Below are 12,754 nucleotides of genomic sequence, written 5' to 3'. Positions count from 1 at the left end.
TGACTGAGCACCATGACTGAACTCAAGGACAATCAACGCGAGCTGCACCAGTTCCGCCTGCGCCTGACGGTGCTGGGCGCGCTGGTGTTCTTCTGCTTTGCCTCGCTGCTGGCGCGCTTCATCTGGCTGCAGGTCTACAAGCATAGCGACTACGTCGCGCAGGCCGAAGAGAACCGCATCGCCATCGTCCCCATCGAACCGAATCGCGGCCTGATTTTGGACCGCAACGGCGTGGTCCTGGCGCGCAACTACTCGGCCTTCACGCTGGAGATCACGCCGTCCAAACTGAGCACCACGCTGGACGAAACCATCGACGAGCTGTCCAAGCTGATTACGGTGGAGACCAAGGACCGCAAGCGCTTCAAGAAGCTGCTGGAGGAATCCAAGGGCTTCGAGAGCGTGCCGCTGCGCACCCGCCTGACGGATGAGGAGGTGGCGCGCTTTTCCGCGCAGCGCTTCCGCTTCCCCGGCGTGGAAGTGCAGGCGCGCCTGTTCCGCCAGTACCCGCTGGGCGAGATCGCCTCCCACGTGATCGGCTACATCGGCCGCATCAACACCAGCGAGGCCAAGGCCATCGCCGACACCGAGGACGCCGCCAACTACAACGGCACCGACCATATCGGTAAGGAAGGCCTGGAGAAAAGCTACGAGAAGCAGCTGCACGGCATCACCGGCTACGAGGAAGTGGAGAAGTCGGCCGGCGGCCGCGCCATCCGCACGCTGTCACGCACGCCCGCCACGCCGGGCAGCAACCTGATACTGTCGATCGACATCGAACTGCAAAAGGTGATCGAGGAAGCCTTCGGCGAATGGCGCGGCGCGCTGGTGGCCATCGAGCCGGAGACGGGCGACATCCTGGCCTACGTATCGCGGCCCGGCTACGATCCCAACCTGTTCGTCGACGGCATCGACTCGCAGAGCTGGAACGAACTCAATACCTCGCTGGACAAGCCGATGGTGAACCGTCCGCTGTCCGGCACCTATCCGCCCGGTTCCACCTTCAAGCCCTTCATGGCGCTGGCCGCGCTGGAACTGGGCAAGCGCACGCCGGGCCAGACCATCTTCGATCCGGGCTCGTTCACGCTGGGCGGCCACAAGTTCCGCGACGATAAACCGGGCGGCCACGGCACGGTGGACATGTACAAGTCCATTGTCGAATCCTGCGACACCTACTACTACATCCTCGGCAACGAGTTGGGCATCGACGCCATCAGCGATTTCATGAAGCCGTTCGGCTTCGGCCAGCTGACCGGCATCGACCTGGAACACGAGAAGCAGGGCGTGCTGCCGTCGAAGGAATGGAAGCGCAACCGCTTCAAGAAGAACGTGGCGGCGCAGAAGTGGGTGGGCGGCGACACCATCTCCATCGCCATCGGCAACGGCTTTAACAACTACACGCCGCTGCAAATGGCGCACGCGGTATCGAACCTGGCCAACAACGGCATCGTCATGAAGCCGCACCTGGTGAAGATCGTCGAAGACGGCGTCTCGCGCGCCCGCAAGCTGACGGTGCCCAAGGAAAGCTACCGCATCCCGCTCAAGCAGGAAAATATCGACGTCATCAAGAACGCCATGGTCGGAGTTACCATCGGCGGCACGGCGGCGCGCGCCTTTGCCGGCGCCGGCTACACCTCGGGCGGCAAGACCGGTACCGCGCAGCTGGTGGCGATCAAGAAGAACGAGAAGTACAACGCCAACCTGATCGCCGAACGCCTGCGCGACAACGCGCTCTACACCGCCTTCGCCCCGGCCGACAAGCCGCGCATCGCCATCGCGGTGGTGGTGGAGAACGGCGGCTTCGGCGCCGGCGTGGCCGCGCCCATCGTGCGCAAGGCGCTCGACTACTACCTGCTGGGCAAGCGCCCGAACGAAAAAGAAACCACCCGCGTGCCGAAGGAGGACGCCGAGCTGCGCTCCGTACAGGACGTCCAGGCCGAACAGGGCGTCAGCGACGACAAGAAGCCCGGCGCTGAAACACCCGGCAACAAGGAATAAAGGACCAGCATGCGCATCAACGAAAGGCGTTCCCTGTGGCGCCGCCTTCGCCCGTACTTCACCGTTTTCGACATTCCGCTGGCGCTGATCATCTGCGCGCTGCTGTCGGTCGGCCTGGTCACGCTGTACTCGGCCGGCATCGGCATTCCCGGCAAGGTGGAAGACCAGCTGCGCAACATCTTCCTGGCCTTCATCGTGATGTGGTTCGTGGCCAATGTGTCGCCGCAGATGATGATGCGGATCGCCGTGCCGGCCTATGTGGTCGCGGTGGCGCTGCTGATCGGCGTGGCGCTGTTCGGCACCATCAAGCTGGGCGCGCGGCGCTGGCTGCACCTGGGCGTCGATATCCAGCCGTCCGAATTCATGAAGATCGCCATGCCGCTGATGCTGGCGTGGTTCTTCCAGCAGCGCGCCGGCCATCTGCGCTGGCAGGATTACGGCATCGCCGCCGTGCTGCTGGCGATACCCGTTGGGCTGATCGTCAAGCAGCCGGACCTGGGCACCGCCTTGCTGGTGGTGGCTGCGGGCTTCTGCGTGATCTTCCTGGCCGGTCTGGCGTGGAAGGCGCTGATCGCATTGTTCGTGGCCGGCGCGGCCAGCCTGCCGGTGATCTGGTCGGTGCTGCACGACTACCAGCGCGAACGCGTGATGACGCTGATCGACCCGACTTCCGACCCGCTGGGCAAGGGCTTCCACATCATTCAGTCGACCATCGCGGTGGGCTCGGGCGGCATCACCGGCAAGGGCTGGACCCACGGCACGCAGGCCCACCTTGAGTTCATCCCGGAGCGCACCACCGACTTTATCTTCGCCGTGTTCTCCGAGGAGTTCGGCCTGACCGGTAATTTGGTGCTGATGTTCCTGTACCTGCTGCTGATCGGCCGTGGCCTGATGATCGCCGGGAATGCGCCCAACTTCTTCACCCGCCTGCTGGCCGGCGCGGTAACGATGATTTACTTCACCTACGCCTTCGTCAACATGGGCATGGTCAGCGGCATCCTGCCGGTGGTCGGCGTGCCGCTGCCGTTCATGAGCTACGGCGGCACGGCGCTGCTGACGCTGGGCCTGGGCGCGGGCATCCTGATGAGCATCCAGCGCCACCGCAAACTGGTGCAGACCTGATGCGCGTGCATGACGGTCGCCCGCTGTGGCAGCGGGTACGGCCCTACTTTGCGGTGTTCGACCCGCAGCTGGCCGTCATCATGCTGATGCTGCTGTCGGTGGGACTGGTCACTCTGTACTCGGCGGGCATCGCGATTCCCGGCCAGATGACGGGCCAGGCGCGCAATATCTGCATGGCTTTCCTGGTCACGTGGATCGCGGCGAACACGCCGCCGCAGGTGATGATGCGTATCGCCGTGCCGGCCTACGCGCTGGGTGTGGCGCTGCTGGTGGCGGTGGCGCTGTTCGGCACCATCAAGGGCGGCTCACGCCGCTGGCTGACTTTCGGCATACAGGTGCAGCCTTCCGAATACATGAAGATCGCCATGCCGTTGATGATGGCGTGGTTCTTTCAGCGGCAGCAGGGGCAGTTGCGCTGGCATTCCTATCTGATCGCGGCGCTGCTGCTGGCGATACCCGTCGGCCTGATCGCGCGCCAGCCCGATTTGGGCACGGCGATGCTGGTGGTGGCGGCCGGTGCGTATGTGATCTTCCTCGGCGGGTTGTCGTGGAAGGCTGTGGCGGCGATGGGGGCGGCGGCCTGCGCGGCCTTGCCTGTGCTGTGGTCCGTGATGCACGATTATCAGCGCGACCGCGTGCTGACGCTGATCGACCCGTATCACGACCCGCTGGGCAAAGGCTTCCACATCATCCAGTCGATGATCGCCATCGGCTCGGGGGGCTTCGGCGGCAAGGGCTGGACCCACGGCACGCAGGCCCACCTGGAATTCATCCCCGAGCGCACCACCGACTTTATCTTCGCCGTGTTCTCCGAGGAGTTCGGCCTGACCGGCAATATGGTGCTGCTGGTGTTGTATCTGTTGCTGATCGTGCGCGGCCTGAATATCGCCGTCAATGCGTCCACCTTCTTTACCCGCCTGCTGGCGGGTTCCATCACGATGATTTACTTCACCTACGCTTTCGTCAACATGGGCATGGTCAGCGGCATCGTGCCGGTGGTCGGCGTGCCGCTGCCGTTCATGAGCTATGGCGGCACCGCCCTGATGACGCTGGGCCTGGGCGGCGGCATCCTGATGAGCATCCAGCACCACAGCCGCGGCGTGCGCGGCGGCGCCGCCGCCCGGGCGTGGGGAGCGACGGCATGATGGAGGTTAAGGACACGGAGCGCGAGCTCCAGCAGTTCCGCACCCGCATCACGGTGCTGGGCGCGATGGCGTTCATCTGTTTCGGCCTGCTGCTGGCGCGCTTCATCTGGCTGCAGGTGGTCAAGTACAAGGACTTCGCCGTCAAGGCGGAAGAGAACCGCATCGCCATCGTGCCCATCGTGCCCAATCGCGGCCTGATTTTGGACCGCAACGGCGTGGTCCTGGCGCGTAACTACTCGGCCTTCACGCTGGAGATCACACCGTCGAAGCTGAGCATGACGCTGGACGAAACCATCGACGAGCTATCCAAGCTGGTGGAGATCGAAGTCAAGGACCGCAAGCGCTTCAAGAAGCTGCTGGAGGAATCCAAGGGCTTCGAGAGCGTGCCGCTGCGCACCCGTTTGAGCGATGAAGAGGTTGCGCGCTTTTCGGCGCAGCGCTTCCGTTTCCCCGGCGTGGAAGTGCAGGCGCGCTTGTTCCGCCAGTATCCGTTGGGCGAGACGGCGTCGCACGTGATCGGCTACATCGGCCGCGTCAGCCGCGCCGAGGCCAAGGCCATCGAGGACACCGACGATGCGGCCAACTACAAGGGCTCCGACCATATCGGCAAGGAAGGCTTGGAGAAGAGCTACGAGAAGCAGCTGCACGGCACCACCGGCTACGAGGAAGTGGAAGTGTCGGCCGGCGGCCGCGCCATCCGCACTTTGTCGCGCACGCCGGCGGTTGCGGGCAGCAATCTGATACTGTCGATCGACATCGAGCTGCAAAAAGTGGTCGAGGAAGCCTTCGGCGAACGGCGCGGCGCGCTGGTGGCCATCGAGCCGTCGACCGGCGACATCCTGGCCTATGTGTCGCGGCCCGGCTACGATCCCAACCTGTTCGTCGATGGCATCGATGCGCAGAGCTGGAACGAACTCAATACCTCGCTGGACCGGCCGATGGTTAACCGTCCGCTGTCCGGCACCTATGCGCCGGGATCCACCTTCAAGCCCTTCATGGCGCTGGCTGCGCTGGAGCTGGGCAAGCGCCGGCCCGCCGATACGACCTATGATCCGGGCTTCTACTACCTCGGCGGCCACAAATTCAACGACGACGTCGTGGGCGGCCACGGCACGGTCGATATGCACAAGTCCATCGTCGTCTCCTGCAATACCTACTACTACGCGCTGGGCCACGACATGGGCATCGACGCCATCTCCGGTTTCATGAAGCCCTTCGGCTTCGGCCAGCAGACCGGCATCGACCTGGAAAACGAAAAGACCGGCGTGCTGCCGTCGCAGGAGTGGAAGCGCAAGCGTTTCAAGGGTGCGGCGGGGCGATGGGTGGGTGGTGATACCATCTCGGTCAGCAATGGCTCGGGCTACAACGCCTACACGCCTTTGCAAATCGCGCACGCGGTGGCCAACCTGGCCAACAACGGCGTGGTGATGAAGCCGCACCTGGTCAAGATCGTGGAAGACGGCGCTACCCGCGCCCGCAAGCTGACGGTGCCCAAGGAGAGTTACCGGATTCCGCTCAAGCAGGAGAATATCGACACCATCAAGAGCGCCATGGTCGGCGTGACCACCGAGGCGGGCGGCACGGGCGTGCGCGCGTTCGCCGGCGCAGGCTACACGGTGGGCGGCAAGACCGGCACCGCGCAGGTGATCACCATCCGCTCTGGCGAAAAATACAACGCCGCGCGGCTGGCCGAACGCTTGCGCGACAATGCGCTGTTCACGGCCTTCGCGCCGGCGGACAAGCCGCGCATCGTGCTGGCGCTGGTGGTGGAGAACGCGGGCAAGGGCGGCGCGGAAGCGGCGCCTATCGCCCGCAAGGCCTTGGACTACTACCTGCTGGGCAAGCGCCCGGCCGAGAAGGACAGCACCAAGGTGCCGAAGGAGGATGCGGAGATGGTGGTGCCGGTGGAAGGGCAGACGCTGGAAGAGCAGGCCGCGCTGGCCGAATTCGAACGGCGCGCGCCGTCGCAACCACCGCAGCAACCGCTGCCGCAGCAGCCGGCGGGAGCCGCCCCTGCCGCCCCGGTGCCGCCGGTGCGAAAGAAACCGTAAGGAAGATGTTATGCGTATAAACCGTGGTCGTATTTTGAATGTCTGTACCGGGCTGGCCTTGCTGGCGCTGGTCGGCTGCGGTACTGCGCCGACAGTGAGCGATACCGCGACGACGCCCCGGCCGCCCCGTACTTCGGGGCCGGTGATCAAGGCGCCGTCCACCGGCAAGCCGGATGCAGGCCTGCCGGTGCTGCCGCCGGCGAATTCGGGCCGCGGCGGCTACTACCAGGACGATGGCCCCGGCGACGCGCCGCCCGCCAACCTGGCCGACGTGCCGGACGCCGACGTGCGCAACGATCCGCTGCTGCCGTACTCGAACCGTCCCTACGTCGTCTTCGGCAAGACCTACACGCCGATCACCAACAACCAGCCTTACTCGCAGATCGGCGTCGGCAGCTGGTACGGCAAGAAGTTCCACGGACAGCGCACCTCGTCCGGCGAGATCTACGACATGTACAAGATGACGGCCGCGCATCCGACGCTGCCGATTCCATCCTATGCGCGCCTGACCAATCTGGTGAGCGGCGCGGTGGTCATCGTGCGCATCAACGACCGTGGGCCGTTCCACGCCAACCGCGCGATCGACGTGTCGTACACGGCGGCGCTGAAACTGGGCTTGCTGGGCAAGGGCAGCCACGAACTGCAGATCGAACGCATCCTGCCCGATGAAGTGGACCGCATGCTGGCGGTGCGCGGCGGCGTGTCGAACTCGGTGTCGCCGCGCTTGCAGTCGCAGTCGTCGCCACGGAAGACGTCTTCGGGCGGCCTGGGGGGCGGCCCGCTGCTGTTGACGCCATCGGCAACGCTGAGCGAGCCGCTGGTGCTGGCGCCCAAGGCCATGCCGGGTGCGTCATCCTCCGATGCGGAAGCGCTGATGCTGACCGACCGCGCGCCGGCCAGCGCCGAAACGCTGGCCGCCAGCACCGCCAAGGGCGGCTTCTATTTGCAACTGGGCGCCTACTCGCGCGCCGAAAATGCGGAAGTGGTGCGCAACAAGCTGTCCGGCAAAGGCCTGAACGGATTGGAAGTGGTGCAGGGCGGCTCCGTACATCGGCTGTTCACCGGCCCGTTCGCCACCCGCCAGGAAGCGCTCCAGGCGGCGCAAGGCCTGCCGTCATCGTTGCACCTCAAACCCATCGTCGTCCAGCGCTAATCCATGCGCTACATCAACCGTTCGCAAGGGTTCGCTGGCTAGACTGAACCTCCACTATCAATGGAGGTAATCATGGAAATCCAGGACGATACCGAGGTGCTGCGCAAGCTGTTTTCAGACATGAACCCGGATTCGGGCGAGGTCGAATCGGTCCACAGGGCCGAGCTGGACCCGGACATGGCGCTGTCGCTGATGGCCAATCCCAAGGCAGCACTGAAGGCGATGAACATCCCCGTCAGCGCCGAATCGCGCGTGGACCTGACGATGAAGAACCGCGCCGACCGCGCCCCCATGGACCTGGGCGTTGCTTCTGCCGCACGGCTGCGGCGCATCATCGTCATCGTCATCCACTACCGTAACTGCGACGCCGACATCATCATCATCGCCACCCGCTAAGCCGCTCGTCGTCCTGCGCTAAACCGCCGACAGCACCTGCGCCAGCCGCTCCGCGCGGAAGCGCTCGACGACAAATTCCACGAAGGCCCGCGTTTTCGCCGGCAGCAGCTTCTGCGCCGGATAGTAGATCGATACGGTGCCGCCATCCACATGCCAGCCTGGCAGCACCCGCACCAGCGTGCCGCCTTCCAGATGCTCCAGTGCTTCCGAGCAGTTGATCAAGGCGATGCCCAGGCCTAGGGCCGCCGCGTCGCAGGCGGCGCCGGGATCGCTCATCGTCATGCGCACGCGCAGCGTGATGGGCGCCTGCTGCTTGCTGCGGTTGACCAGCGCCCACGGACGTATCCTGCCCGTCTGCGGCGAACGTATCAGGATGCCGTCATGCTCGTGCAGGTCGGCGGGCGACTTCGGCGCGGGATGTTCGGACAGATACGCCGGCGACGCCACCAGTATCCGGTGCGCAGGCGCCAGGCGGCGTGCCACCACGCCGGGAGACAGGTCGATGCCGCCGCCCACGGCGGCGTCGTAGCTCTGCGCGATCAGGTCCACCGGGCGGTTGTCGAAAGCCCAGTCGGGCGAGATGGCGGGATAACGCTGCAAAAAATCGCCCAGCATCGGCACGATGTACTTGCGGCCGAAATTGGTCGGCATGCTGACCCGCAGTGTGCCGGCCGGTTGACCGCCGGCGCTGGCCAGGTTGGCGACCGCGTTCTGTATGGTCGACAGGCTGCCGCCCACTTCATCGAGGAACTGCTGCCCGGCCTCCGTCAGCGACAGGCTGCGGGTGCTGCGCTGGAACAGGCGCACGCCCAGCCGCGCCTCCAGCCGCGCGATGTTCTTGCCGACGGCGGCCGGCGTCAATCCCAGCCGGCGGGCCGCCTCCGAAAAGCTGCCCGCTTCGGCGCTGCGCACGAAGCATTCGATGCTGATCATGGTTTCCATAGTTTTCATTTTAAACCAATGGGATCAACTAAAGATAATAACTATGGTCTAGTCGCGACATAATTACAGGCGGATACTGAAGGCTCCAAATCACTCACCAGGAGCTTCAAATGATCGACGGTAAAATCGCATTCGTACAGGGCGGCTCGCGCGGCATCGGCGCGGCTATCGCAAAACGGCTGGCAGCGGACGGCGCCACCGTCGTGCTGACGTATTCCAGCTCGGCCGACAAGGCCGCGCAACTGGTGGCGGAGATCGAAGCCGCAGGCGGCAAGGCGCAAGCCGTCAAGGCCGACAGCGCCGACGCATCGGCGTTGAAAGCAGCCATCCGCAACGCCGCCGAAGCCCACGGTCGTATCGACATCCTGGTCAACAACGCCGGCGTGCTGGCGATCGCGCCGCTGGAAGACTTTACGCTGGAAGACTTCGACCGCACGCTGGCCATCAATGTGCGCAGCGTGTTCGTGGCGACGCAGGAAGCGGCGCGCCATATGGGACAGGGCGGCCGCGTGATCACCATCGGCAGCACCAATGCGGAGCGCATGCCGTTCGGCGGCGGCGCCGCTTACGCGATGAGCAAATCGGCGCTGGTTGGCCTGACCAAGGGCATGGCGCGCGACCTGGGCGCGCGCGGCATCACCGTCAACAACGTGCAGCCCGGCCCTGTCGATACCGACATGAATCCGGACAGCGGCGATTTCGCCGGCGCGCTGAAAGCCATGATGGCATTGCCGCGCTACGGCAAGGTGGAGGAGATCGCCGGTTTCGTGTCGTATCTGGCGGGGCCGGAAGCGGGCTACATCACCGGTGCCAGCCTGACGATAGACGGCGGCTTCAGCGCCTAAGCCTGGGTTATTTGCAGGCGTGGCTTTCCGCGTCTGGATAACCGGCGCGGAACTGTTCCAGCTTGGCCTTCAGCTCCGCATCCACATCGCGGAACTGGAAGGCCAGCAGTTTGCTGCCGCTCATGCGCGGCGCGACGCGCGCGGTGCGCACGCCTTGCTTCATCAATGCGGCCAGCTGGTTTTGCGCCGCGCCTTCGGTCTTGAACACGCCCAGCGAAATCCCCCAGCGCAGCGGCGAATTGTCGTTCATGATGAAGTAGTTGGTCACGCCCAGCGCGCGCAGTTCGCCGGCCTTCTTGTCGGCGCCTTCCTTGCTGCCCTGCGGCGGCATATAAACGATATAGCTCGATACTTCGCTGCCTGGCAGGTTGTGGCGCGACTGGCGGTCGCCCAGCTTGAGCGGCGCGAGCTGGGTTTCGAAGCGGCGCGCGTCGGCCAGCACGAAGCTGCCGATCTCCACGCAGGCCAGCACTTCCGGCGCCGGCTTGGCGCTGGCGGCGGCGCTGGCTGTTGCTGCCGTCGCCGCCGATGCCTCATTTGCCTTTTCGGCGGAGATGATGGCCAGCTTGTCGGCGTTGAGTTGATTGAGCAGGCGCTCCGGCTCACGCTCGTTGCCGCTGAAATGGCCGAGATATCCTTTGCCGTACGCGAACAGCGCGGCATTGACGGCGACCAGCGACCAGAAAATAAATTTCAGCACGGAGCTTCCCTTGCAACCTTAGTCGGCGCTGCCGGCGGCAGCATGCAAACCGATTAACACGATATTTTCGACGATACGGTACGGCACCTTCAGCATCGGCGCGATGTAGGGCGCCGCACCGCCGGAGATGATGCACTCGCTGGCCTTGTGCCACGCGAACGCATGCTCGATGGCGCCGCTCTGCGCGGCCAGGCAGCCGCTCAGGATGGCGTCGTCGGTGTTGTCGGCGAATCCGTCCGGCAGCTTACCGTCTTGCGCAATTTGCGGCAACTGCGCCGTGTTGCGCGCCAGCGAACTGGCCATCAGGCCCAGTCCCGGCAGGATCATCCCGCCCAGGAACATGCCGTCGGCCGTGATGGCGTCGATGGTGGTGGCGGTGCCGCAGTTGGCGACGATGACTTCGCGCCCGACCGCCAGCGCATGGCCGGCGATGGCGGCGGCGAAACGGTCGCAGCCCAGCTGCCCGGGATTGCGGTAGCCGTTGGTGACGCCGGCCAGCGCGGGCAGCGAGGCAAACCATTCGATGGCCTGCTCCGGCAGGATCATCGCGGGGAAGGTCCGTTGCAGCACATATTCCAGCTGCACGCGCAGCGCGCCGCCGGCCACGTTGGCGATCAGGATGCGGTCGACGCCGCGGTCGGCCACGGCCTCGCTCAGGTGCAGTTCCAGCTGTTGCAGGTCGGCGTGCATGACGGCGCCGTGGGCGATCCATGCGCCCAGTTCAGTACCCGTTTCGGCCAGCGCCCATTTGACGCGGGTGTTGCCGGCATCGATCAATAAAATCATGTTGGTCCGATAGAAGAAGCGATGGTTGACGACAGGCGCAGCGAGACGTCGCCGGACAGCACTTCGGCGCGGCCCTGTTCCGTGTCCAGCATCAGGCGGCCGATGGCGTCGACGCCGGCGGCGCGGCCCTGTTGCAGCACCTTGCCGTTGTCGAGGATGACGACTTCCTGGCCCTGCCACGCGTGCAGCTGGTTCCAGCGTTCGGCGAAGGGGGCGAAACCGGTGTCGTCGAATTCGGCCAGCACGGCGGCCAGGCGGCTGAGCAGGGCCGCCATCAACTGGTTGCGGTCCATCTTGGCCAGCCATGGCGCGGCGGCCACTTCGCGGCCGATCTGCGCTTCCAGCTCGTCCGGCATCAGCAGGTTGATGCCGACGCCGATCACGGCCCAGATGGCACCGTCGCCGTCCTTGCGGGCGGCCTGGGTTTCGACCAGGATGCCGGCCAGTTTTTTACCGTCGCGCAGCAGGTCGTTGGGCCACTTGATCTGCACCGGCACGCCCAGCGAGGCGATGGTTTCGGCCAGCGCCACGCCGACCGCCATCGGCAGGCCGGACATGCTGTGCAGCGGGCCCTTGAAGCGCCAGGCCAGCGAGAACATCAGCGCGGCGCCTGGCGCGGACAGCCAGCTGCGGCCGGCGCGGCCGCGTCCCGCCGTCTGGTTGCCGGCGATGCGCAGCACCGGGCCGGCCAGCGTGTCGACGCGGGCCAGCAGGTCGGCGTTGGTGGAGCCGGTTTCGGCGACGGTTTCTATCGCCACGTGCGAGGCGCTGGTGGCGCAGCTGGCGCGGATGGCGTCGGCGTCGAGAGTATTCATCATGCGGCCTTGCGTGGTTTGTGCGGCGCCTTGGCGAAGGCCAGGTCGTAGAGTGGGTTCGGCAGCATGCGCAGCACCTTGGCGACGACGCCCATCTGCCACGGGATCACCTTGTAGCTGCTGCCGGCGGCGATGGTGCGCGCGGCCTTGGCGGCGAATTTTTCAGGCGCCATCAGGAAGGGCATCGGGTAGGGATTCACCTGCGTCATCGGCGTGTCGATGTAGCCGGGGCAGATGGTGACGACGCGGATGCCGTAGGGTTTCATCTCCAGCCGCAGCGATTCGCAGTAGCTGATCACGGCGGCCTTGGAGGCGCTGTACGCCTCGGCGCCCGGCAGCCCGCGTATGCCGGCCACGCTGCCGATGCCGACCAGCCGCGCCGGTCGGTTTTGCGTTTTCATCTGGGCTTTCATCGCCGGAATGAAGGGCGCGAAGGTGGCGGCGGTGGCCACTACGTTGGTGGCGATGACGGCTTCGAATACCGGGATGTCTTCGGCGAACTCGGTCAGCGTGCCGACCGAGATGCCGGCGTTGGCGATCACCACGTCGATGCCGCCGGCGTGCGCCAGAAAGGCTTGCGCGGCGGCGGCGATGGCGGCGTGGTCGCGCACATCGACCGCGTAGGCGCGGTGGCGTTCAGGGTTGGGGAGGGAGGCGATCAGCTGGTCCAGCATCTCGCTGCGGCGGGCCAGCAGGCCCAGGGTGGCGCCCTGCGCCGCATACTGTGCGGCGAGAGCCGCACCGAGGCCGCTTGAGGCGCCGGTGATGAAGACCCGCTCCGGCCCGGCGCCCTGGTTGTTCATC

General features: G+C 65.5%; 12 protein-coding genes. 7 read left to right on the top strand and 5 right to left on the bottom strand.

What is annotated here, in order from left to right; genetic code table 11:
• The first annotated feature begins 12 nt into the window (after window positions 1-12).
• From mrdA (GEV01_RS14780) to GEV01_RS14755, 6 genes are all read left to right on the top strand, one after another.
• Entirely contained in the window at window positions 13-1,995 is a 1,983-nt protein-coding gene (mrdA, locus tag GEV01_RS14780) for a penicillin-binding protein 2 (protein ID WP_152805469.1), read from the top strand.
• Window positions 1,996-2,004: 9 nt separating this feature from the next.
• Window positions 2,005-3,117 carry a rod shape-determining protein RodA gene (rodA, locus tag GEV01_RS14775; protein WP_152805466.1) on the top strand — a complete coding sequence of 371 codons (1,113 nt, stop codon included), beginning with the start codon at window positions 2,005-2,007 and terminating at the stop codon, window positions 3,115-3,117.
• On the top strand, window positions 3,117-4,262 hold the full coding sequence (rodA, locus tag GEV01_RS14770; RefSeq protein ID WP_152805464.1) for a rod shape-determining protein RodA: 1,146 nt from the start codon (window positions 3,117-3,119) through the stop codon (window positions 4,260-4,262). Before rodA (GEV01_RS14775) ends, rodA (GEV01_RS14770) begins: the two co-directional genes overlap by 1 nt.
• On the top strand, window positions 4,259-6,313 hold the full coding sequence (mrdA, locus tag GEV01_RS14765) for a penicillin-binding protein 2 (protein WP_152805461.1): 2,055 nt from the start codon (window positions 4,259-4,261) through the stop codon (window positions 6,311-6,313). The genes rodA (GEV01_RS14770) and mrdA (GEV01_RS14765) overlap by 4 nt, the downstream gene beginning before the upstream one ends.
• Window positions 6,314-6,323: 10 nt before the next feature.
• Window positions 6,324-7,466, top strand: a complete 1,143-nt coding sequence (locus tag GEV01_RS14760) for a septal ring lytic transglycosylase RlpA family protein (protein WP_152805459.1) — start codon at window positions 6,324-6,326, stop codon at window positions 7,464-7,466.
• A 72-nt stretch (window positions 7,467-7,538) separates the two neighbouring features.
• Window positions 7,539-7,862, top strand: a complete 324-nt coding sequence (locus GEV01_RS14755; RefSeq protein ID WP_152805456.1) for a hypothetical protein — start codon at window positions 7,539-7,541, stop codon at window positions 7,860-7,862.
• A gap of 18 nt (window positions 7,863-7,880) precedes the next feature.
• Here GEV01_RS14755 and GEV01_RS14750 read toward each other — a convergent pair whose 3' ends face one another.
• Window positions 7,881-8,804 carry a LysR family transcriptional regulator gene (locus GEV01_RS14750; protein WP_152805454.1) on the bottom strand — a complete coding sequence of 308 codons (924 nt, stop codon included), beginning with the start codon at window positions 8,802-8,804 and terminating at the stop codon, window positions 7,881-7,883.
• A 110-nt stretch (window positions 8,805-8,914) separates the two neighbouring features.
• On the opposite strand from GEV01_RS14750, the gene GEV01_RS14745 reads away from it, so the two are divergent.
• Entirely contained in the window at window positions 8,915-9,649 is a 735-nt protein-coding gene (locus GEV01_RS14745; protein ID WP_008445023.1) for a 3-oxoacyl-ACP reductase family protein, read from the top strand.
• Between the two features lie 7 nt (window positions 9,650-9,656).
• Here the strand turns inward: GEV01_RS14745 and GEV01_RS14740 are convergent, their stop codons facing one another.
• From GEV01_RS14740 to GEV01_RS14725, 4 genes are read right to left on the bottom strand one after another with little or no spacing between them, the layout of a single operon-like run.
• Window positions 9,657-10,349: an SPOR domain-containing protein gene (locus tag GEV01_RS14740; RefSeq protein WP_328595525.1), complete on the bottom strand. Its 693-nt coding sequence runs from the start codon at window positions 10,347-10,349 to the stop codon at window positions 9,657-9,659.
• Between the two features lie 18 nt (window positions 10,350-10,367).
• Window positions 10,368-11,135: a type III pantothenate kinase gene (locus GEV01_RS14735; protein WP_152805452.1), complete on the bottom strand. Its 768-nt coding sequence runs from the start codon at window positions 11,133-11,135 to the stop codon at window positions 10,368-10,370.
• Window positions 11,132-11,950 (bottom strand): biotin--[acetyl-CoA-carboxylase] ligase, encoded by an 819-nt coding sequence (locus tag GEV01_RS14730; RefSeq protein WP_152805758.1) that lies wholly within the window; start codon window positions 11,948-11,950, stop codon window positions 11,132-11,134. Before GEV01_RS14730 ends, GEV01_RS14735 begins: the two co-directional genes overlap by 4 nt.
• Window positions 11,950-12,753 carry an SDR family oxidoreductase gene (locus GEV01_RS14725; protein ID WP_152805451.1) on the bottom strand — a complete coding sequence of 268 codons (804 nt, stop codon included), beginning with the start codon at window positions 12,751-12,753 and terminating at the stop codon, window positions 11,950-11,952. The genes GEV01_RS14730 and GEV01_RS14725 overlap by 1 nt, the downstream gene beginning before the upstream one ends.
• Window position 12,754 lies beyond the last annotated feature (1 nt).

The sequence above is a fragment of the Rugamonas rivuli genome (assembly GCF_009380165.1).
GTDB classification, from domain to species: Bacteria; Pseudomonadota; Gammaproteobacteria; order Burkholderiales; family Burkholderiaceae_D; genus Rugamonas; species Rugamonas rivuli.
The sequence above is the reverse complement of the archived record's forward strand: the minus strand, read 5'-3'. Positions and strand labels throughout refer to the sequence as shown.

Excerpts from the sequence above, each read along its gene's own strand:
- GEV01_RS14730 (WP_152805758.1), bottom strand. The coding sequence starts at position 11,950 with ATGAATACTCTCGACGCCGACGCCATCCGCGCCAGCTGCGCCACCAGC.
- rodA (WP_152805466.1), top strand. The coding sequence starts at position 2,005 with ATGCGCATCAACGAAAGGCGTTCCCTGTGGCGCCGCCTTCGCCCGTAC.
- GEV01_RS14725 (WP_152805451.1), bottom strand. The coding sequence starts at position 12,753 with ATGAACAACCAGGGCGCCGGGCCGGAGCGGGTCTTCATCACCGGCGCC.
- mrdA (WP_152805469.1), top strand. The coding sequence starts at position 13 with ATGACTGAACTCAAGGACAATCAACGCGAGCTGCACCAGTTCCGCCTG.
- GEV01_RS14735 (WP_152805452.1), bottom strand. The coding sequence starts at position 11,135 with ATGATTTTATTGATCGATGCCGGCAACACCCGCGTCAAATGGGCGCTG.
- GEV01_RS14760 (WP_152805459.1), top strand. The coding sequence starts at position 6,324 with ATGCGTATAAACCGTGGTCGTATTTTGAATGTCTGTACCGGGCTGGCC.
- mrdA (WP_152805461.1), top strand. The coding sequence starts at position 4,259 with ATGATGGAGGTTAAGGACACGGAGCGCGAGCTCCAGCAGTTCCGCACC.
- rodA (WP_152805464.1), top strand. The coding sequence starts at position 3,117 with ATGCGCGTGCATGACGGTCGCCCGCTGTGGCAGCGGGTACGGCCCTAC.
- GEV01_RS14745 (WP_008445023.1), top strand. The coding sequence starts at position 8,915 with ATGATCGACGGTAAAATCGCATTCGTACAGGGCGGCTCGCGCGGCATC.
- GEV01_RS14750 (WP_152805454.1), bottom strand. The coding sequence starts at position 8,804 with ATGGAAACCATGATCAGCATCGAATGCTTCGTGCGCAGCGCCGAAGCG.
- GEV01_RS14755 (WP_152805456.1), top strand. The coding sequence starts at position 7,539 with ATGGAAATCCAGGACGATACCGAGGTGCTGCGCAAGCTGTTTTCAGAC.